Raw genomic sequence first — 24,086 nt, 5'->3', positions numbered from 1 at the left:
CTCAGCGCCACCGTCCACAGGAACCGGTGGGGGCAACGTGCCCACCGGCAACAGCGGCTTCTCCATGAACGACTCCTCGATGCAGGGGTTGCAGAGCAAAGCGGGTGACCTGGGGTCCCGGCTGTCGAGCATCTCGAGCGGCCTGCGGGGCCTCAACTTCAGCGGCAACGCGCTCGGCCCGATCGGCCTGTTCGCGGTACCCGCGCTGAACGCGTCCAACGACAACGCCGTCTCCCAGGCCGACCGGGGCTCCAAGGCGTTCACCGACGTCCAGTCGAACCTGAAGGCCACCCACCAGACGGCCACCAACACCGACCAGGCCCAGCAGAAGAACTTCAGCTCGTTCGACACCAGCACCAACGCCAAGCCGCCGCCCGGCAGCGCGAACACCACCGCCGGCAACAAGACGCCCGGCGGGCCTCAGGTGCAGGGGCCGCAGTCGATCAACGGCGGTGGCGTCAACACGGCTGGCAACAAGACGCAGACCGGCCCCCAGGTGAAGGGGCCGCAGTCGATCGCCGGCGGCGGTGTCAACACCGCGGGCAACAAGACCGCGGGCGGCCCCTCGGTCTCCAACGCGCCCACCATCAAGGGCGGCCCCGGTACCACCGGTGCCGGTGGACCCAAGGGGCCCGGTGGCCCCTCGGTGTCGGCCGCGCCGAACATCAAGGGCGGCGGCGGCTCTGTCGGTACGGGCGGCCTGAACACGTCCGGCGGCCCGTCGGTCTCGGCCGCGCCCAACGTCAAGGGCGGCGGCGGTCCGGTCGGCACCGGCCCCAAGGGTGTTGGCGGTCCGTCGGTTTCGGCCGCTCCGAACGTCAAGGGTGGCGGCGGCCCTGTCGGCACCGGCGGTGGCTCGAAGGGCGTTGGCGGTCCCGGTGTGGGCGCGCCGCCGGTCATCGGTGGCGCCACGCCCGGCGCACCCGGTTCGGCCAAGCCCGGCAGCACGCCCGGTGGCAAGGGCGGCGGTGTGCCGACCGTGCCGGGAAGTACCGGTGCGGGCACGAAGGGCGCCACGCCGCCCGGCTCGGTTCCCGGCCCCAAGTCCGGCGTCGGCCCGCAGAGCGCCGTGACGTCGCCGTCGACCGGCGGTTCGCGCGGCGCCACTCCGCCCGGCATGTCGCCTGGCATGGCTCCGCCGATGGGTCCTGGTGCGACTGGTGGTCAGGCCGGCGGTGAGCGAGGTGGCAGCAAGTTCGGCACCGGCGGCGGCAAGGGCGTCTTCGACGCACCCAAGCCGGGCACGCCGGACAGCACCATCACCAAGGCTCCGCCCAGCTCGGCCTCGACTCCCCCGCCCGCGCCGAAGCCGGGCACGCCGGGTTCCGGTGTCCCCGGCGGCCCGACGCCGGGCACCCCTGGCGCGGCGACGCCGGGAACGCCTGGTGCTGGCACCCCCAAGCCGGGCGTCACGCCGGCGCCGGGCACTCCGACCACGCCGGGCCCGCAGAGCTCGGTGACCGCGCCGACCCAGAGCGGCGGCCCGCGCGGCGGCGCCGGCCTCACACCCGGACCGACGCCCCCCGCCGCCAGCCCCGGCATGGCCCCGCCCATGGCACCCGGCGCCACGCCGGCCGCCGCGGGCGGTGAGCGGGGCGGCAGCAAGTTCGCCACCAGCGGCGGCAAAGGCGTCTTCGACGCGCCCAAGCCCCCCACGCCCGACAACACCATCACCAGGGCACCGGGAACCTCGCCGTCCACGCCTCCACCGGCCCCCAAGCCGACGCCGCTGACGCCGCAGCCGTCCACGAACGTGCCGCCGACCACCGCGCCGCCCGTGCAGTCGCGGCCTGCTCCGGGCACGCCGCCGGTGTCGTCGCCGAACGCACCGTCACCTGCGCCTGCCCCCAGGGCCGACACTACGCCGCCCGTGCAGTCGCGGCCCGCGCCGGGCACGCCGCCGGTGTCGTCGCCAAACACGCCGTCACCCGCGCCTGCCCCCAGGGCCGACACCGCGCCGCCGGTTCAGTCGCGGCCTGCTCCGGCCACGAACGTGCCGCCGGTGAACGCGCCTTCGCCCGCGCCCAACGTCAACACGCCGCCGACGAACACGCCGAACGTCAACTCGCCGTCGCCCAACCCGGCGACGAACGTCCCGCCGGCGAACACGCCTTCGCCCAGGCCTGACGTCGCGCCGTCCACGCAGACGCCCAAGACCGATGCACCGCCGGTGCAGACGCGGCCCGCACCGGCGCCGAACGTGCCGCCCGTCAGCACGCCGAACGTCAACACGCCGTCGCCGAACCCGGCGACAAACGTGCCGCCCGTCAACACGCCATCGCCCACGCCCAACGTCAACACCCCGCCGCCCAACCCAGCGGCGAACGTGCCACCGGTCAACGCACCGTCGCCGAACCCCAACACTCCCCCGGCCAACGCGCCCTCGCCGAGGCCGGAGGCCAACGTCCCACCGGCGAACACGCCGCCTCCCGCGCAGACGCGTCCAGCACCGGCCCCGCCCGTGAACACCCCACCGGTGAACACCCCGAATACGCCACCGGTCAACACCCCGACGAACGTGCCGGGCCCCGCGCCGACCATCACCCCGGCGGCCAACCAGAACACCACGAGCCCCAACGCGGCACCGGACCTCGTCGTAGCCCCGGTCGTCACCCCAGCCCCGAACACCAGCCAGAACCCGTCCACCAGCGCGACCCCCAAGCCCAGCCCGAACGTGCTGCCGAGGTCGAACCCGGCCGCCGCGAACTTCCAGGCGCAGACGCGTCCGGAAGGCAGCAAGGGCAAGAAGCGGGCCGCGATCAAGAAGTACCTCGGCGTCAACTTCATCAAGGGCCTGTTCAACAAGAAGTCCCCCAGCGCAGCGCCGAACCCGAACACCAGCGCCAACCCGAACACCAGCACCAACCAGAACACCAGCACCAAGCCGCCGAACCCGTTCACCGATCTCTTCACGAACCCGAACACCAACGCCGCGACCATCGACATCCCCGCGGTCAAGGCCGAGATCGACACGGCGGTCAACGACGGCAAGCCCGCCAACGCGCGCATCCTGATCAACCGGCTCAAGGGCACGCCGCAGGGTGCCGAGTTGCAGGCGCACTACGACCAGGCCGTCCAGAACAAGGGCGACGCGGGCAAGGTCGAGGTGCCCAAGCAGCTGAACTTCGCCTGGTTCGGCAACACGCCGACGCCCGACTCGGTCAACGGCATGCTGGAGTGGGCCGCGCAGACCAACGAGAACAACGGGTGGAAGGCCACGCTGTGGACTGACGGTTCCAGCGCGAACTGGGACCCGGCGGTCAAGCAGCAGCTGGCCGACGCCGGCATCGAGATCAACTCCGATGTCGACTCGATGGTCGACGACCTGTCGAACTCCATTCCGCCGACCGACCAGGGCACGACGCTCAAAGACGTCTACACGGCCGCGCAGAACCCGGACGCCAAGGCGTACAACCTCGCGTCGGACATCGCGCGGTACGCGGTGCTGGCCAAGAACGGCGGCGTGTACGTCGACGTCGACATCAAGCCGGGCACGGTGTCGCTGGACACCGTGCCCGACATGAAGATGCACCCGACCGACGTGCCGGTGATCGGCCCTCGGCTGCGGGACACCAAGAGCGTGCAGAACGCGCTCGGCAACCCCGACGCACAGCTGACCCCGGACAACGTCCAGGCGGCGGCCGACGCGCGGTGGAACGAAGGCGAGCTCGGCAACGCCTTCATCGTCACGCCGCCGAACGGCGCGCTGATCAACAAGTTCGCCGAGGTCATCCCGCAGAAGTTCGACACGCTCAACTCGCGCGTCACCCCGGAGAACCTGCCGGCCGAGCTCAAGAAGCAGGCGCCGGACGTGTCCGGGCCCAACGCGCTCGCCGACAACGGCCTCACGCCGCAGATCGGGCTCATCGGCCAGGTCGCGATGGACCCCAACGGACTCAACCTGGGCTTCAACCCCGGCTACATGCCGTCGGACGTGCCCGCGGTCCAGAAGACCGACTTCCAGGCGATGTTCGACCCGGACGTCAAGAACCAGTGGGCCGGCCTGGAGTGGGTGACGCCGGAGAGCGAGAGCCAGCTCGACTCCGACCCCAAGCCCGGCACCGACGACAACAGCAAGCCCGGTCCGAGCAACACCCAGGACAGCAACCAGGACGGCAATCAGGACAGCAGCCGTTCCGCGCCGGACACCGACGCCAACGTCGAGACCAACACCGACACCGAGGTCAACAACGCCGACGCGCCGCTGGACCCGGCTGTGGTCGAGGTGGTCAAGAACAAGGTCGCCGACCTGACCGCCGACGCCATGCAGAACGCCAACCAGCAAGTCAAGGACGTCGAAGCAGCACTGAAGAACAACCCCAAGCAGTACCTCAACCACGAGGCAGGCCTCGACCTGCTCGGCGCGTCGGTCGTGCTCGACACCAAGACCTCGGACATCCACCAGCTGATCAAGACTCACGGCGCGGAGAACGTTGCGGAGGCGTTCCGCCAGCAGTTCAACCGCCCGATGATCGAAAGCACCCAGATCGAGGCCTTCAAAGACCCGAAGACCGGCGAGAAGTCCTTCACCAACTGGTCGCACCAGCTCTGGTCCTCGATCAACAACGAACCCAAGTACGCGAACAACCCCGACGCCGTCGCCTCGGACCTCTTCGACCACGAAAAGGGCTACAACCGGGCCACGAACTTCGCCCAGGCCCCCATGCAGGCCGAACTCCTCGGCGCCCCGCAGCTCGAGGACTCCATCGCCGTCACGCCGCCGCCCGCCAAGGACACCAGCAGCCAGGCGTCGTGGATGTTCCAGGTCCTGTCCGACGCGCAGATCATCAAGAACGACGGCAGCACCAACGCCGCAGACTTCACCAAAGCCGTCACCACCCACAAAGCCGCGCTCGAAGCGGGACTCAAGGCCGAACTCGACGAATCGAAGATCAACGACCTACGCAACGAACTCGTCGACTACAGCCTGCTCGACGACACCCCCGTCGCCGACACCAACGCCAACACCGAGACCAACACCGAAGCGGCCGCGAACACCGACACGACTGGGCCGACCAACACCGCGGACACCGACAGCCGTCCCGCACCGACCAGGGACGCCCCGCCCGCTCCCCCGCCGCCTCCCGCGCCGGCCAGCAACACGAACACCGACGCGCCCAAGCAGGTCAAGAGCGGTGGCGCGCCGCCGAAGATGACGCCGCCGACCCCGGAATCCCACCAGGGCAAGGACGTCATCACCGACGAGTCCTGGCGGCACGACCCGGCCAAGACCGCCGACTGGTCCACGCCGAACAACCCGGCCGACCGCAGCACGTGGGCCGACCGCCGCAACGACACCGACGTCCGCACCGTCGACCATGTCGTCCACGACGTCCGCACCGACAGCACGCCGACGGACATCAAGTCCTACCAAGGACTCATCAACTACGACCTGCGCCGCATCGAAACGAGTCCCGGCAACTTCGTGCAGGAGTACACCGTCAAGGTGCACGTCGACCCTGCCGCGAACGTCGACCCGGAGACCGTGGCGCAGGTCAAGGAGAACGCCACCAACGGCGTCAACAACCTGCTGAACCAGGGCTTCCGGCTCCCGAGCGGTGACCAGTTCCACCTCAACCTCGAGTTCACCGACAACAAGGCCGACGCGCACACCAGCATCAAGGTCGACCCGAACAACCCCAACGTCGACCAGACCCACTGGAACCCGGACACCAGCCCCGAGGTCCTGGCGCACGAAACCCTGCACTACCTGGGCATCCCGGACGAGTACAGCGACTCGTCCCGCGTGTTCCAGCAGCACGACACGAACACCGGCGTCCACAAGAACGACGGCGGCATGATGGGCTCCGACGTCCACCTGGACGACCCCGGCGTCCGGCCGCGGCACCTGTGGCTGATCGAACGCACCGCCAACAGCCAGGTCATGGTGCCCGACACCACGATCAACCCGGCCGGCCCGGCCACCGTGCCGCCGCCCACCGGGTGGACCCCGCCCGCCGACACCACGCCCGACACGCAGCCCGCCCCGCAGCCGAGTTCCAACCTGGACGTCGAGGGCGACAAGCGACCGGCGCCCATGCCCGGCTCGTTCCCCGGTGACGTCGACGCGGACATCGACGCCGACAACCGCCCCCAGCAGACGCACCTGCCGAACCTCGACAGCGTCGGGCTGGTCGAGTCGGTGCTGCGCAGCGCGGCGTTCCAGAACGCGCCGGTGCCGAACGCGTCACCGCTGGTCGGCCAGAGCGACGTGCAGTCCACTGTGGACTCCATCGTCGACGACGTCCGGCAGAACCCGCAGAACCACGACCACGCCGGGCTCAACGCGCCCGGCCTGTCGAACTGGGTCGCGAGCAAGGTCGATCCGGACACGCTGGCGAAGTTCCACTTCGACCTGGAACCGAACCCGGGCTCCCCCAACACCGACGCCAAGGTGCAGCAGTGGCAGGCCGCGCTCGCGAACGACCTCGCGACCGGGTCGTCCAGGCGCTGGCAGATCGTGAACGCCGGCCTCGACACCGATGGCATGACTCCGGGCGACGTCGACGTGCTCAACCACGTCACCCAGTCCGTCAAGGACAACGGGGCGCTGCCGACGTCGGCCGACCTGGTCGTCAAGGGTCTGCAGACGCCGTCGTGGAACGACTCCCAGGTCGGCAAGCACCTGCCCGACACGGTGGCGCAGGCGTTGAACGTGCAGCTCGTCGTCGACAACAACGGCGTGCAAACCGTTCACGGCCCGGCGAACGCGCCGCAGGTGCAGGTCAACTCCCAGAACGGCACGTTCGGCGCGCTCGGTGCCCCGACGCCCCAGGAAGTGCGCGCGGGCATGGAGGCCTGGCTCGGCGGCAAGTCCGCCGCGGAGGTCAACCAGACCATCGGCGACCTGTACAAGGGCCGTCAGGATGAGGGCCTCTACAAGGCGGCGCAGCAGACGCAGCTGATCAAGCGCGCGGCCGCGCACCCGGACGGTCCGCGGGGCTTCATGAACGATCTGCTGGAGCAGCAGGCGAAGCTCGAGAGCCGGATCGAGGACACGAAGTCCAAGTCCACCTGGAAGCCCGAAGCGCTCCAGACGAAGCAGGATCGCGAGAACCAAGCCCAGATCAAGCAGGACGTCGCGAGGGACACCGATCTCCTCAACAACGTCAACAAGCAGATCGGCGACCTGAGGGCCGCGGGCCCCAAGGTGGGCCTGACCCACGCCATCGACACCTACGTCGCGGGTCCGAACGCGGACGGGCTCGCGAAGCTCGGGCCGGCCGCGCGCGCCCAGCTCGAAGCCCACCTGGCGCAGGAGATCGCGGCGGCGGAGAACGCCGGGTTCGACACCACGGACCTGAAGGCCCTGCAGACGCGGTTGCAGAACGAGGCGGACGCGCGCGCCGCGGTCGCGCAGGTGATGCGGCACGGCGTGGACGGGCTGACCGCCCAGGTCGACAAGGCCAACCAGGTGTTGCAGGACTTCCGCGACGGCAAGGAAGACCACACCGGTTTCAACGGCTTCATGAACCGCTGGTTCGGCACCGGCGAGGACCACAGCTCCTTCGACTTCGACGGCAAGATCGCCGAAGCCGAGGCGGTGGTGAAGCAGTCAGAGCACCAGCTGTCGTTCGTGACCGACCCCGAGTACAGCAACCGCTTCGACAAGATCGCGGACATGAACGCGAAGCTGGACCGGCTGGAACAGCTGAGCAAGAACCTCGGTGAGGGCGCGCAGCGCCAGGCGGAGCTCCAGGCCAAGATCGACGAAGCCCGGCAGGCTCGTGAGGCGCAGGCGAACCAGCTCTCTCAGAACACTCCTGAGTCCGACGTGCAGTCCGACGTCGACGTGCGGCCAGAGACCCCTCAGGTCACTCCGCGGGAGGAGCACGCCGCGTTCAAGGCGTCGCTGTTCGGCAAGTCCTCCGCCGAGCTCAACGACCTGGCCGAGCAGTACCGCGACAACCCGGACCGCTCGTACGAGATCGACCAGATGGCCCGCAACCAGGAGATCGCCCAGAAGCAGGGCGGCATCGGGCAACACCTGCGGGACCTCGAGAGCGAGATCAAGGAGACGCACAACCAGATCGGCGACCTGAAGCACGTCACCGACGCGCTGCCGGACGCGTGGAAGACCGAACTGATGCGCACCGACCAGGCCCAGCGCCAGGCGGAGCAGCAGACCCTCAAGTCGCACGAGACGCAGCTCAACAACGAGCTGCGGAGGCTGCAGTACGACCGCAACGACGCGCTCACCGCGTATGCGCTGAACCTGCCCTCCGACCCGAACGCGCCGGGCTGGCAGTCGGTGACGCCCCAGGACGCCGTGGACCTCGAGAACCACGTCGAGAACCTGATCAACGACGCACGCGTCGGCGGCCAGCCGAACCCGGCGCTGAGCCGGCTGCTCGACACGCTCACGGGCATGCGGATCGACGACTCGGCGTCGGTGCGCTCGAACGACGCACCGTCGGTCCACGCGGACGACTCGGCGCCGGTCCAGCCGGACAACGACGTCCAGGACCGCGCCCCGGCCAACGAGAACCAGCAGAGTCAGCCCGAGCCCAGCCCGCAATCGCGGCCGTTCATGCAGGACCCGTCGGCACGGCCCGCGAACCCGGACGTGGACATCGTCGTCCCCGGCGGCTTCGGCCCCATCCAGGAGGGCACGCCCCAGCGGTCGTTCGAGGCGTCGCTGTACGGTCTGGACTCCGCGGCGCTGCGCGACATGCAGCAGAACCCGGCCTACACCAGCAACCCGGACCGCGCGGCCGCGATCCAGAACGCGCTCGACCTCTCCCGGGGCGTCAACAGTCCCCAGGCTTACGACGCGCGAATGCGGGCCGCCCAGCAAGGTCTCGCCAAGGCCGAGGCCGCCCGCGCCCAGTGGAACGCCGCCGACCTGGTGCCGGACAGCCTCAAGCCCCAGTCGGTGCTCGACGAGCAGGCAGCCCGCCAGGAGCGGGCGGACCGCGAGGTCCAGCGCGCGCAGAACCGGGTCGACCAGCTCACGAACAACCGCGACGCGGCGCTCACCGTGTACGCGCTCCAGCAGCCCGCCGACCCGAACTCGTACGGCTGGCGCCAGTTCAGCGACAGCGACCTGGCGGCCGTGCAGAGCCACGTCGAGCAGCAGATCCAGGACGCGCAGGCGGGCGGCCACCCGACCGATCACCTCACGGACCTCCGGGACTTCACCCAGCAGCTCCAAGAAGACCGGAGCCAGCAGAACGCGACCAACACCAACACGGCCGCGGACAGCGACACGACCGGGCGGAACACCCCGGCCGAGACCCGTCCCGCACCGACCAGGGACGTCCCTCCTGCTCCCCCGGCGCCGATCTTCGACGCGAAGACCGACGCGCCGAAGATCAAGAGTGGTGGCGCGCCGCCCGCCATGACGCCCCCGACCCCGGAATCCCACCGGGGCAAGGACGTCATCACCGACGAGTCGTGGCGGCACGACCCGGCCAAGACCGCCGACTGGTCCACTCCGAACAACCCGGCCGACCGCAGCACGTGGGCCGACCGCCGCAACGACACCGACGTCCGCACCGTCGACGTGGTCGTGCACGACGTGCGCACCGACAGCACGCCCACGGACATCAAGTCGTACCAAGGACTCATCAACTACGACCTGCGCCGCATCGAGACCAGCCCCGGCAACTTCGTGCAGGAGTACACCGTCAAGGTGCACGTCGATCCTGCGACGGGCGTCAGCCCGGAGATGGTGGCGCAGGTCAAGGAGAACGCCAGCAACGGCGTGAACTCCATGCTGAACCAGGGTTTCCGGCTGCCCAGTGGCGACCAGTTCCACCTCAACCTCGAGTTCACCGACAACAAGGCGGACGCGCACACCAGCATCAAGGTCGACAACAACGTCGCCAACCCGGACCAGACGCACTGGAACCCCAACACCAGCCCCGAGGTCCTGGCGCACGAGACGCTGCACTACCTCGGCATTCCCGACGAGTACAGCGACAAGTCGCGGGTCTTCCAGCAGCACGACACCAACACCGGCGTCCACAAGAACGACGGCGGCATGATGGGCTCCGACGTCCACCTGGACGACCCCGGCGTGCGACCGCGCCACCTCTGGCTCATCGAACGCACCGCCAACAGCCAGGTCATGGTGCCCGACACCAGGCTCGACGCACCCGGCCCCGCCACCGTGCCGCCTCCTGCGCCTGACACCGCCAAGCCGGACACCTCCAAGCCGGACGCCGACGGCGACGCCCGGCAGATGCCCAAGCACAGCCGGAACTCGGACAGCGACAGCGAAGCCGGTCCGGCCGACGACCGGCCCACCAAGCGGAAGCCCGCCGCGGACGCCTGGGTGGACCCGGACTCCGCGATGGACGTCGACAACGCGGCTACCCAGGCCGACGGTGACGTCGACATGGACGCCCAGAACGACAACCAGCTGGACAACCTGGCCGATCAGTTCGACACCCTGTCGCTGGGCAACGTCGACTTCAAGTACAACCCCGCGTTCGCGAACCTGGCGAGCGGCCCGATCGACCTGCCCACCAAGGAGAACTACCTCGCGAAGCTCAAGGAGAGCGTCGAGGGGAACAAGCAGCCGTCGTTCGTGATCAACATGATCGTCGGCCACAACCAGCTGGGCGAGATCAACAGTGTCATCGACGCCATCACCAAGGATGCCGGTGACATCAAGGAAAACATGGTGTTCGTCGTCGGCGTGAACGGCCGCGCCGACTCCAACGCCGACATGAGCTCGCACATCGACGATGCGAACACCTCTGTCGCGCACCGCAAAGAGCCGATCGCGCTCGTGCCGTTGTCCGAGGTGAAGGCCAACGAGAGCTTCCCCTTCGGCAAGATGCGCAACGAGACGATGAACAGCTCCGCCACGAAGTTCGCCGTCGGCGCGCTGAACGGCAAGGACACCCACCCGTACCTGTCGATCCAGGACTTCGACTCCGGCTCGCGCCAGGTGCCGTCGGGCAAGGACGTCTTCAACCACTTCAACGAGACGCTGAACTCGCCGGACACCGGCCCGCTCCGCCCGCTGATGCACGCGGGCGGCTACCGCGTCGGTGACCCCGACGCGCTCGTCGCGGACGTCGAGAAGCGGATCGCCAAGGAGCAGCAGGCGCTCAACGACGACAAGTCGCTCGACAAGAAGAAGCGGGCCGACCGGCAGCGGCAGCTGGACCTGGCTCGCGACTACATCAAGCCGGAGAACCAGAAGGCGTTCGTCGAGAAGTTCCAGCAGGCGATGAACGACGACATGGACGCGCGGGTCCGGCAGGCGGACTCGGCACCCCTGCTGCCGTACTCGCCAGAGCCCAACCTGTTCATCGACGCGAACGTCCCGCTGATCGACTCGACGGTGAAGTTCAGCGACGGCGAGGCCGAGTTCAACGGTCTCGGCAAGTCGATGAACAAGTTCGCGGGCAACGAGCTGGTGGACATCCACACGAACCAGCTGCCCAAGCCCGAGCTCAACGCGGACCTCAAGGCAGCCAAGGCGCAGCTCGAAGCCGACATCAGGGCGCAGGGCGGCGGGGCCGGCAAGGGCCAGACCAAGACCCTGAACTCGATCAACGCGGAGATCCGGGCGAACGAGAGGTTCGTCAAGGGCAACGCCGAGTTCGAGGCCGCGGTCGTCGCCGTCTCCGTGCAGTCCGGCATCGAGGTCGACCAGCAGACCAACCGCAACCCGTACCGCGGCCTGAACTTCTCCACCGACTTCGTGAACGGCGCGGTCGGCACCGACCTGTCCCGCATCGCGCTCGACTTCGCCAAGGCCGACGGCAAGTCGTGGGCGCAGTCGCACGTCGACCTGAAGACCGTGCCGAACCGGACCTTCGGTGGGGACCCGGGACAGGCGTCGAAGGCGGCCAAGGCCGAGATCTCGGCCTCGGACATCCGCAACGAGTTCCAGGACAAGAAGTCGAGCAAGTCGCACGACAAGCGCGAACCCCAGCAGAAGGTCGAGCACAAGTACCGCTACGACTCCGAGAGCGGCGTCCACACGCAGACGGACACGAAGGGCGGCTGGAACCCCTCCAAGGTCGACTCGCTCAAGCTCGGCTGGGAAGACAAGAACACCCTCAACCACGCGATCTCCGCGGACATCCCCGGCCACGGGACCATGGGCGTCGATCCGCAGGTCGACGGCACCACCAACTACCCGCCGCCGAGGGAGAAGCCCAAGGAAGGCAAGCTCAAGCCCAGGACGGAGGCCGAACTCGGCCACATCGTCCCGACGGCCAAGCAGCAGAAGATGGCCACGGTGCTGAACATGGCACTGTCGGACAACGACAGCAACGTCACCCGCACGTTCGGCATGCTCGAGCACGGCATCGTGCCGCTCGTGGGCGCCCCGCGGCAGAACGGCCTGTTCAACGCGGTGCACGACGCGCAGGTCGCCGAGTCGAGCAGCAAGAAGGGCAAGGGCAAGGCGGTTCCGCCGCCGGTGGATCTGCGCACGAGCACGATCCGCCAGGGCTCGACCGCGTCGCCCGGCATCACCTCGCAGATCGCGCAGTTCCGCCAGGAGCACGGCCTGGAGAACGGCCACCTCGTCAACGCGCTCATCGAGCCCAGGCCGACGCCCGAGGTCGGGGGCAACCACCCGGTCGACAACACGGGCACGCCCGGCACCGAGCTGACGGCGGACCAGCGCGCCGAGCAGGACCAGGCCGACGCTGCCGAGAAGGACGCCGAGAACCGCAAGGCGGCCAAGGCGGAGGAACTCGCCGTCAAGCTGCTCGCGACCCAGCTCAACCGGCCGATCACGGTCCACGGAACGAACGGGACCACGACCGTCACCCCGTTCTCCGAGCCCAGGCCGGAGGTCCTCGAGCACTCCACGGAGGCGGACAAGAAGAAGGCGGCGAAGTGGAAGGAGCCGAAGTTCGGGCCTGAGCTGCACATCGACCGGCAGCCGAACCCGAACGGCAAGTCGACCTTCACCCCGCACACCCCGGCCGACGGTGATCCCGGTCCGTCGCACCGCGGCGCGCCCGACCCGGAGGTCCAGGCGCGCCCGGCGCCCGGCACGCCGAACCCGGTCATCCCGATGGTCACGCTGACCCCGCCGCCGGTCGGCCAGGTCATGCCGGCGCAGCAGAACCTGCCGTCGTTCTTCCAGAACAACCAGGCGCTGGGCACGATCGCGCCGACCGAGGTGCGCGGCGCCGACCAGGTCACGAACGCGATCCCGAACCTCAGGCCCGCCGACGCCGCCCGCATCCAGCAGGCGATCAACGGCGACTTCGAGTCGTTCCTGGACACCGGCCGCAACTTCCAGGTCAAGCTCGGCAACACCTGGTTCGAGGCCAACGTCCGCGCCACCATGCAGGTGGACCCGACCCAGTCCCCTGTGGACGCTCCGGACGTCAAGGTCGACATGACCGCGCAGTCCGGCAACTCCGCCGCGACCACCCACACCGTGGCCACGGCCAACGACATCGGCGGTTCGGCCTCCGCGGGTGTCGCCGTGGGTCCGTACGGCTCGCTCGGCGGCAAGGCGCAGCTGGCCACGCCGGCCCAGTCGCAGTCGCAGTCGACGTCCACCACCGACCAGCGGATCATCAGGGCGGGCGAGGGCTCGACCCAGACGACCGTGCCGGTGACCTACGACATCACGCTCACCGGAGTCGACGGAGCCATCCACCCCGTCGACTCGGTCAGCACGGGCACGGACGTCACCCTCCAGATCCCGAACGACCTGGCCACGATCACCGGTTCCGCCAACAACTCCGGCCCGGCCTCGCCGCAGGACCGGCAGTGGGGCGTCAAGATCGAGCACCCCGTCGCCGAGGCGGTGACGGTCGGCAACCAGCAGAAGGCGTTCGCGGACGTCGCGGCGAAGCTGCACCCGTCGATCACGAAGGTCGGTTCGCCCGGCCGCGAGGCGCTGCAGAACTTCCTGAGCCCCACCGAGATCCGCAACAACCTGGGCGCGATGCTCGGTGGCGGTCACGTGACGTCGCCCGACCTGATCAGCCCGCACGCGAGCAAGGGCGCGGCGGTGCAGATGACGGCGACGCTGCAGACCGCCGAGCTGGTCGGCACGCACAGCAGCTCGCAACTGCGCCTGCACGAAACCTCGGCACACAGCAGTGGTGTGTCCTCGACGACCAAGTCCGGCGGCGGCATCACCGCCGGTGTCGGCGGCAACATCGGTGTGCCCGGCGCGATCGGCGGCCAGGTCGGCGCCACGCTCGGCTACTCCGCCAACGTCGCGGAGAACGTCAACGCGGGCACGAACACCAGCCACCGCAGCGGCATCCAGCTCAAGGGCGACACCGGCCTGTACAAGGTGACCGCCGAGGTCGAGGTGCGCACCCCGAGCGGTGACAACGTCAAGGTCCCGGTCACCACGTACATGCGCATCGGTCTGCCCGAGGCGGGCGCGCTGGGCCTGCCCACGCCGGACGGCACGCGCAACTCGACGGTCGACGAGACCAACAAGGGCCAGAAGTTCCCGCCGCCCTACATGGGCGGGGCGATCGCCGCGGGCAACGCCAAGGTCGGCGAGTTCGCGCCGGCCGCGCAGGTGCAGGGCCAGGTCGAGTCCGCGTTGCGGGACCTGCCCGGTTTCAGCAACTTCCTGCCGACGTGGAACGACCCGGACGTGAACCCGCGCAGCAGCAGGGGCAAGGGCTTCGCCGACGTCTCCGAGCAGCTCGCGAACCAGCGCAAGCTGACCACGCAGCTCTCGCCGACGGCGCTGAAGACCAACATGGACAGCCTCATGGGGCCCGGCGTCCAGGTGCAGCTGAAGAACAGCGGCAAGACCAGCAACACCTACGTCAACATCACCGTCAAGGCGCGGCTGACCAACCCGGAGCACCTCGGCCAGGCCGACTCGCGCAACATCCGCGAGTCGTCGTCCACCGGCCCGAAGCTGGACAGTTCCACGACCACCACCAAGGGCTGGAGCGGTGGCGTCGAGGGCAGGGTGACGATCCCCGCCAAGACCGGGGACGCCACCCTGACGCCGGCGCCGCAGGCCGGCGTGAAGTACAACCAGTCGTGGTCGGACAAGACCGTGGCGGGACCGACGGTCAACAGCACGTCGATGAACGCCGGCAGCCCGAACGCCCAGGTGTTCCGCCACGACGTGGAGTTCGACGTCGAGATCACCACGTTCACCCGGCCGCGCGCGTGGGTGCGGCGCATCGTGCCCGGCGCGCCCGGTTTCCAGTCGCCCGAGCAGAGCACGGTGGCCAAGACCGGCGACGGCAAGCTGGACAGGATCGACGGCAAGGTCAACCTGTGGGTGTCGGACAGCTCGACGCTCGACACCGACCCCGGCACCGGTTTCCAGCCGGGTGACCCGGAGCCGAAGACGCTCAAGGACGCGCCGACCGTCAAGGACCTGCTGAGCTCGGGGCCGAAGGAGAAGTCGCCGGACTTCCTGCACGTGGAAGCCGTGGCGAACACGACGGCGTTGCGCGACCAGGCCATCGACGCGCTCAACCGCGCGGCGGGTGGCGACTCCGCGCTGACCGTGCCCGGCACGGCCTCGCGGGCCCAGATCGACAAGATGTTCAGCCCGGAGAACATCAAGGCCAACCTGCGCAAGCTGACCGAGACCGGCATGCAGGAGCAGGGCCTGAAGTACGACCGCCGGGTCACCGACCGCACCGGCGCGATCGGCGTGACGTTCGGACTGAGCAACCCGAAGCTGGTGTCCATTTCGGACAACACCGGCACCGAGAACGCGAACACCGGTGGCTACAAGGCGGGCGAGTCCTCGTCCACCAGCCGGTCGGTCGACCTCACCGGTGGCATGAACGTCCCGGTGCGGCCGAACACCACACCCCCGCCCGCGGGGGAGGCCACGCCCACCAGCGGTTCCGGTGGTGTCGCGGTGGCCGCCAAGTACACGCCGTGGTCGGACTCGAAGTCCACGTCCACCGAGATCGGTGGCAGCGTCGACCGCAACTTCGTGACGCCGGGCAGCGGGCGCACCGTGCTGGTGCAGCTCGACGCGGACGTCACGGTGGTCGGCGAGAGCCGGGCCGCGAACTTCCTGCACGGCAGCACGCCGCGGGCCGAAGGCGCGACGGTGAACCTGCCCAAGTCGGTCTTCGTGCGCGTGACCGAGGACGTCGCGCGGGACATGGGTCTGCTGCCGGACGTGCAGCCGAACGTGCCCAAGCCCGACTTCCCGGAGATGGCGCCGCCGGCGACGGTGGCCAAGGACGCTCCCGGCTCGCTCGGACTGTCCGTTGTGGAGAGTGCGCCGGATCTGTCCGACGTGGTCAAGGACCTCACCCAGCAGGTGAACGACAAGACCGCGAAGAGGTTCGGCGGCGACCCGCTGCTGCCGGACTCGGTGCTCAAGGACTCGATGAGCAACCTGCAGCGCCTGGTCGACTTCAGCTCGCCCGCCAGCGTCAAGTCGATGATCGACAGTGCTCTGGACGGCGGTGTGCCGCTGCTGGTGCACCAGCCGGGCACGTTCGGCAAGGACTCGTTCCAGGTCACGTTGCGGGCCAAGGCGGAGACGCCGCAGTTCCAGGAGGTCGTCAACGACGGCGTCGAGATGGAGCAGACCGTCTCCGGCTCGCAGAAGGTCGGCGACAGCCAGGGCCGCGGCAAGGGCTGGAGTGCCGGCATCAAGGCGCCGGGACTGGCCTCGCCAGGCAGCGCGAACCCGAACGTCTCCGGCACCGCGGGTGTGATCGCGGCGGCGAACATCGGGCAGTCCAAGAGCAGTTCGGTCACGAACTCGACGACCGACCAGTTCGGCCACTTCCGCGCGGCGAGCGGACCGGCGGTGCGCTACACCGTGCCGGTCGAGTTCGAGCTCGTCGTGGAAAAGGGCAACGAGGTAGTCGCGGAGGCCACGACCGGCAAGCAGGAGATGACCGTCCGGCTGCACGCGGACAACCAGAAGGTCAAGACCGACAACGGGTTGCCCCCGCTGCCGTACGACTCCGACGCGCAGCCCCGTCCCAGCGACCAGGGCACCCCGCAGGCCGCCGCCGAGTGGCAGCAGGCCGGCAACCCCTCGACCGTGTCCGACTTCGCGTCGGTGGAGAACCTGCGTGGCGCGCAGGACCTGCGCAAGGCCGCGATCCAGGCGTTGACCGACGCGGGCGCGGGCAAGGGCCTCACCGGCAAGGGCACGGGCTCGCTCAACAGCCTGCTGTCGACGTTGAGCTCGGAGAACCTGCAACCGCATCTGCCCGGCATGCTGTCCGGCCCGCTGACCGTGCCGGGCCTGCACGAGGCGGCGCTGACGTTCGGCCAGGACGCGGACGTCAAGGTCTACGCCAAGCTGGTCGACCCGGCGCTCGACTCGCTGAGCGACGGCGTCGCAATGGAGAACCCGAAGACGCAAGTCACCTCGACCAGCGCTGACGCCAAGGTCACCGAGAGCGGTGACGTGTCCGTCGGCCTCGTGACCGGCGGCGCGGGGATCAAGCAGAACACGAACCCCGGCGACAACGTCAGCGTCGGCGTGAGCGGTGTCGAGCTGCGGCACGCGGGCGAGGACTCCTCCGCGGTGTCCGGCGGCGCGACCGACAACAAGGTCAACAACCTCAAGCCGAAGAGCAGGACCGGCCTGGTCCAGTTCGGCGTCGAGTACCGCGTGGTCGCCACGATCGGCGGCAGGACCTCCGTCGTGGACCTCTCGGTCCCGAACTCGGCCGCGGTCCGCATGCCGGTCGCCGAGGCGCAGACCGTGCTGGGCACCGACTTCAGCGCGGAGCTGACGGACGCGCAGACCGCGGTGAAGGACGCGGCGGCCGACTGGCGCGCCGCCGAGATCGCCGTCGACACCGCCCGGCACGACGCCCAGCAGGTGATCAACGACGGTGCCGCGAAGCTCGCCAAGAACGACTCGGCGTTCACCCAGGTGCAGATCGACTACAACGCCGCGATCCAGACCCACCTGGACGAGCAGGCCAAGGTCCCGGCCCTTTCGGAACGGGCCGAGGCGGCGCGCCAGGACGTCGCCGACACGCGCGACACCGTCCAGCTGCTCACGCCCTTCGTGAGCCAGCTCAGCCTCGACGTGCTGGGCGCGCAGTCCCTGGTGGCCAACGCCAAGCTCGACCCCGAGGCCAAGGCCGAGACGCTGCAGTCACTGGAGAACCAGCTGACCGTGACGCCGGACGCGGCGGGCCTGCGCCCGCAGGCCGACGCCGCCCGCCAGGCGCACACCGACGCCCAGACCGAGCTGCAGGCGGCCGAAGCCGATGCGGAGAACGCGCAGAACAGGCTCGACCAGGCCCAGGAGGCGCTCGACCACGCCCGCGGGGAACTAGATGACCAGCGGCAGGTGGCGGCCGACCGGCGGGCGGATCTGACCGCACAGGAGCAGGCCGTGGCCCAGGCGGACACGGCCCGCGCTGCCGCGCAAGCCAAGCACGACCAGGAAGTCGCGCGGCTCGCCGCGGACCGCGCGGCGCACGAAGCCCGTGTCAGGGATGCGGAGAGCCGGCTCAACGACGCCCGCAGTGCCGCCGACGGCAAGCAGAAGGCTTGGTGGGACGCGAAGGGCGTCGTTGACGAGAAGATCGCCGACTACAACCGGGCTCCGGTCACTACCACTGGTGGTGGGACGGATGGCGGGCCTGACCTGTCTAAGGATCTCCCGCCTACGCCGCCGGATCTGTCCAAGGCGCTGCCGCCTACGCCGCCTGTGGATAGCGAGGCCGGGTCGTCCAGCATGAGCGCGCCGTCCCGTCCCGCCGACAGCGAGGCTGGCTCGTCCAGCATGAGCGCGCCCACCCGCCCGGCACCGCCGCCTCCCGTCACGTCCACTGTGGACGCTTCGAGCAGCGCGGACGCATCGACCCGTCCTGCCGACAGCGAGGCCGGCTCGGCCAGTAGGAACGCGCCCACCCGCCCGGCACCGCCGCCGCCTCCCGCCACGTCCACCGTGGACGCCTCGACGAGCGCGAACGCGCAGACTCGCCCTGCCGACAGCGAGGCTGGCTCGTCCAGCAGGAACGCGCCCACCCGCCCGGCACCCCCGCCACCTCCCGTCACGTCGACCGTGGACGCCTCGACGAGCGCGGACACCAACACGCAGCCCGACACCGACGCGCAGCCCGACACCAACACGCAGCCCGACACCGACGCGCAGCCCGACACCGACGCGCAGCCCGAGCTGGACGGCCAGCCGTCCAGCCAGCCGCCTGCCGACCCGAGTCCGTTGCACAGCACGGAAAGCTCGGCGCCGTGGTTCGACCCGCGGACGCCGGTGTCGTCGCAGGCCATCGCGGACGCCCGCGCCACCACCCCGGCGAGCAGCTGGGTGCGTGGTGAGGACGCCGGTGTGCTCGACACGACGAGCGTTGGGCCGCACGGCATCTCGATGCAGGCCTGGCGCGGCCCGATCGCGTACGACAACCGCGTCCTGGACGTCGACGGCGTGCCGGTTCGCGACTTCACCGTCCGGCTGCACCTGGACAACGGCACCGCCGACGTGCAGGACCGCACCCGTGCGGGCGTCGAGGACATGTTCAACCAGGGTTACCGGCTGCCCAGCGGCGAGCAGTTCCACGTCACCGTGGAGTTCACCGACAACCCCGGCGACGCGCACGCCACGATCAACGTCACCGACGACCCCGACGGCCGGGCGAACCAGCTCACCTGGCCTGCGTACACCGACTCGCGGCGCCTGGCGCACGAGGTCGGGCACTTCCTGGGACTGCGTGACGAGTACCTGGAGACCGGCGACGTGAAGCCGATCTTCCAGCACCAGGACGGCCGGGGCCGCGTCGTCAACGACGACTCGCCCATGACCCAGGGCATCGACGCGGCGGACGCGCGCCTCAAGCCGCGGCACCTCCAGCTGGTCGAGGACCGGATGACGGCGCTGCAGTCGCACAACCCGCCTGCCGCGCAGGACTTCGACTCCGACCAGCTCGCGCCGAACATGCCCAAGCGCGGCCCGGAGGAGATGGACCTCGACGACAACGCGGACGCGGGCAAGCGCCGCCGTGACGACGACCACGTCTTCGACCCCGGCACCGAACCCGGCACCGACCAGTCCGCTGTGGACGTCGAGATGGCCGATCCGGGGATCGAGCTGGTCAACGAGAACGGCGTGCAGAACGCGGCGTTCGAGAACCTGGCGCAGGGCCGGACGCTGACGCCGATCGACGCGTCCAACTACCTCGACCGCACCCGGCAGAGCATCGCGAACAACGAACCGCCCGCGTTCGTGGTCAACATGATCGTCCGGGCGAGCGAGCTCGGCCAGCTCGACGCGGTGATCAACGGTGTCATGGCCAACACGAACAACATGGACGGCCGCGTGGCGTTCGTGCTGGGTGTGAACGCCTCGACGCAGCAGGAGATCGACGCCGCGATGAACGCCGCCGCACCGTCGGTGAACGCACACGCGACGCCGATCGCGCTGGTGAGCGTGCCGCACGGCGCCGGGGGCTTCAAGTTCGGCGAGACCCGCAACGAGACGATGGACAGCGACGCGCACAAGTTCGCGGTGCACGCGTTGGCCGCGAACGGGACGCACCCGTACGTGTCGATCATGGACTTCGACGCCGGCGACCGCAGGACCCGCGCCGGTGGGCACGTCTTCGACCACGTCGCGCAGCTCCTCGACGCCGAGCAGCCCGGCATCGGAAACGAGCCGGACACCCCGGCGCCGCTGCGGCCGCTGATGGTCGGCGGCGGCTACCGCGTCACGGCCACCGCAGACCAGCTCACGCAGGACATCCTCCACCGCATCGACAGCGACACGACGACGAACGACCACCAGAAGAACGTCCTGCGAGGCCGGCTCCACGCGGAGGGCTTCATCGAGGGCTTCCAGCACAAGGTCGACGCGGACATGCACGCCCGCCGCACCCAGCAGGGCATCCACCCGTTGCTGCCCTACACGCCGGAGCCGAACCTGTTCATCGACGGGCTGGTGCCGCTGGCCGCGCCCGAGGTCCGGTTCGGCAACGGCGGCGCGGAGTTCGCCGATCTGAGCGTGTCGCTGAACGGCTTCTACGCCAAGGAACTGGCCGCGCTGGTCACCCCGGCCGACCCGGCGGACATGGCCGGCGCCACCGAGCAGGCCAAGATCCACGTGCAGAACAACAGCCACCCGCTGCGGGGCCAGGCGTTCACCACGGACTTCCTGGCGGGCGACACGGGCACGGACCTGTCCCGGATCGCCTACGGCCTCCTCATGACCGGCAAGATGCCGCAGTCGCACACCGCGCTGCCGAACGTGAGCGAGCGGTTCCTCGACGGCAGGGGCGCGAAGGCGGGCACGAAGTTCGCGAAGGAACGCGAACGGATCGCCGAGGGTGAGCACCAGCTCGCCGAGCCGTTCCTGCCACCGGCCGAGGGGCAGACCACGCACACGTGGACGCCCACGCCCGCGATGGCGAGGCAGCTCGGCCAGGCGGAGAAGAACCGGATGAACCCGGCCGTGTCGACGCCGATGCCCTCCCCGTTCGAGCACCTGCCGGCCGACCGTCCGGTGCCGGAGGGGGCCAAGCCGCCCAAGCCGGTGCCGATGACGGCCGGCATCCAGAAGGATCAGAAGCTCGTCGCCGCCCACGGCGTCGTCGCTTCCGACCACGTCAGCGACACGGTGCGGCAGCTGCGGTACCTGTCGGAGGACGTGCTGCAACGGCCGACGCCGCCGCCGACCACGCCCGACGGCCTGTACGCGGTCATCGGCCAACTCACGAACAACAACCCGATGGCGTTGCGGCAGCAGGTGGTCGGCCTCGCGGCCGGCAACGCGGACGTGTCCAGGTGGGTCGCGGACTTCACCGTCAGCCGGCCGATGCACCACGGGCACCTGCACGGCGCGCTGGTGGAGAACCTGAACTGGAGCATGCGGCCGGAGGCGAACGAGAACATCGGCGCCGGCAACGCACGCGACCTGCTCGGCCGCCTGATCGCCACGCAGCTCGGCGTGAACGTGCGGATCCACCAGGGCGGTGGCACCCCGGTGGTGCTGCAGCCGATGGGCGGCCAGGGTCAGTTCACGGTCGACCTGGAAATGCAGGTCGTGAACGGTCACGTGACCTACCGGCCACGTCAGTGATGCTTTAGCTTGGCTGAGTGGACGAGTTCGCGCAGGCTCTCCGGACGGCGATCACGAATCGCGGTCTCGGTCTGGAGCGCCTGCGCGAACACCTCTCCCAGCACGGCGTGTCGGTCTCGCTGGCGACGCTGAGCTACTGGCAGACCGGCCGCAGCAAGCCAGAGCGCAAGGCGTCGCTGCAGGCGGTAGTCCACTTGGAACACATCCTGTGCCTCCCGCCGGGCCACCTCAGCGAACTGCTCGGCCCGCCCCGCCCGCGTGGCCGCTGGCTGCGCAAGGCGCCGGGGCCGATGTCCGAGTTCTGGCCGGAGCCCTCGCACGTCGAGCACGCGCTGCACGACCTGGAGACCCGCTGGGACGACCAGCTGGTGCGGGTCAGCCAGCACGACTTCGTGACCGTGGGCGCCGACCGCACCGAGCGGTCCTTCCGGTCACGGCAGGTGCTCTCGGCGTCGATGAACGGCCCTGACCGGTGGGTCGTGATCATGCACATCGACGACCACGACCGGCCGTTGCCGCAGGTCAGAGCGTTGAAGCACTGCAAGATCGGCCAGCTGGTGCAGAACGAGGCTGAGGGGTTCGTGGTCGCGGAGCTGCTCTTCGACCGGCCGCTGCGCAAGGGCGAGAGCATCGTGATCGAGCACGAGCTGGTCAACCAGGCTCCCTGTCCACTTGCGACGAACTACGAGCGCAAGTTCCGCCTGCCGACGCGGGAGTACGTGCTGGAGGTGACGTTCGAGGGCACCCCGCCGGTCTCCGTCACGCAGCTGGCCGACGACTCCTCCGTGGACCCCGGGAGCACGCTGCTCGACGTGGCGCTCGACGTGCAGCCCGGGGTGCGCGGATTCCGCTGGAACTGGGACTAAGCCCGCCGGAACTCCCGCGACGACGGAACCAGGGCCACCACCGCGGGAGCCGCGAAGCAGATCACCGCGCAGACCCCGAGCACGGCGCTCACGCCGAACTCCTGGATCGCCGGTGCGATGAGGGCCAGGCCGACCGGCGCCAGGCCGTACGACAGCAAGAAGTCCAATGAGGACACACGAGCGAGCTTGCCCGGCTCGACCTCGCGCTGGGTCGCGGTGAACCACGGCACGTTGAACAGCTCGATGCCGATCCCCGTGACGGCGTACGCGGCGATCAGCACGAACGGGTGCACCGGCAGGAGCAGGCCCAGCGGCACGAACCCGTAGCAGGCGAGTCCGGCCAGCGCGACCCATCCCGCCGCCGGTGGCCGCCAGCGCGCGATCAGCACCGCGCCCAGGAGTGCGCCGACGGTGTACGCGGTCGTGGCGGCCGCCAGCACCGCCTCGGTGTTGTAGCGGTCCCTGCTCACGAGCGGCAGCACGACAGCGGTCGCGGAGTAGCCGGTGGCGATCACCGCCGTCAGCGCGCCGAGCCCGGCCAGGAACCACGGGTGCCGGCGCGCCTCCCTGATGCCGTCGAGGAAGTCGGGGACGAAACCCGCGCGGGTGGTGGTGGCGGCGGGGACCGGCTCGCCCGTCCCCGCCGGTGGCACCAGCGCCGCGCACAGCCACAGCACGCCGGTCGCCACCAGCAGCGCGCGGGCGTCCACGAGCAGCGCCGCGAGCGCGGTGAGGCTCGGCGCGACCAGCGTCGTGACGCGGACCGCGAGCGTGATCGCCGCGTTGGCCTGCTGGCGCCCCGACTCCGGCACCACCTCGGCCACGAGCGCCTGGAACGCGGGCCGGCAGGCACCCTGACCCGCACCGACGACCGCCGCCGCCACGGCCATCAGCAGCAGCGACCGCCCCATACCCAGCGCGATCACCGGCGTGACGAGCCCGGCCGTCAGGCACGACCAGAAGACCACGCCGCGGCGGGCGTGCCGGTCGGCGAGCACGCCGGCGACGGGGACGGCGACGAGGAACCCGGCGGTCCTCGCGGCCAGCACCACGCCCAGCTCAACGGCGGTGATCGACCGCTCGAGCACGGCCAGGGCGAGGACGAACGGCAGAGCCCACATCGCGAGGCCCGACGCGGTCGTGCCCGCCCACAGACGCACGAACGACACGTTGCGGAAGACGGACGGCGCCGCCGGTACTGCGTTCTCGGTCACGTGGTTCACTCCGGCAACCTACTTGATTTGATAATCATTGTCAGT

The 24,086-nt window shown here is 69.8% G+C and carries 3 protein-coding genes; 2 read left to right on the top strand and 1 reads right to left on the bottom strand.

Translation table 11 applies throughout. From position 1 onward, the window contains the following. Nucleotides 1-37 precede the first annotated feature (37 nt). Together ACIA8G_RS02770 and ACIA8G_RS02765 are read left to right on the top strand one after the other, a co-directional pair. A complete protein-coding gene (locus ACIA8G_RS02770) occupies nucleotides 38-21,961 on the top strand; it encodes a glycosyltransferase (protein WP_396416520.1) in 21,924 nt (7,307 codons plus the stop codon). A 17-nt stretch (nucleotides 21,962-21,978) separates the two neighbouring features. Further along, complete coding sequence (locus tag ACIA8G_RS02765; protein WP_396416519.1) at nucleotides 21,979-22,827, top strand: XRE family transcriptional regulator; 849 nt, start codon at nucleotides 21,979-21,981, stop codon at nucleotides 22,825-22,827. Here the strand turns inward: ACIA8G_RS02765 and ACIA8G_RS02760 are convergent. Then, complete coding sequence (locus ACIA8G_RS02760) at nucleotides 22,824-24,041, bottom strand: MFS transporter (protein WP_396416518.1); 1,218 nt, start codon at nucleotides 24,039-24,041, stop codon at nucleotides 22,824-22,826. The two genes, ACIA8G_RS02765 and ACIA8G_RS02760, sit on opposite strands and share 4 nt — an antisense overlap. Between the last annotated feature and the right edge of the window lie 45 nt (nucleotides 24,042-24,086).

Source organism: Lentzea sp. NPDC051213 (assembly GCF_044455585.1).
GTDB lineage: Bacteria > Actinomycetota > Actinomycetes > Mycobacteriales > Pseudonocardiaceae > Lentzea.
This window is presented reverse-complemented; position numbering and strand designations above follow the sequence as displayed.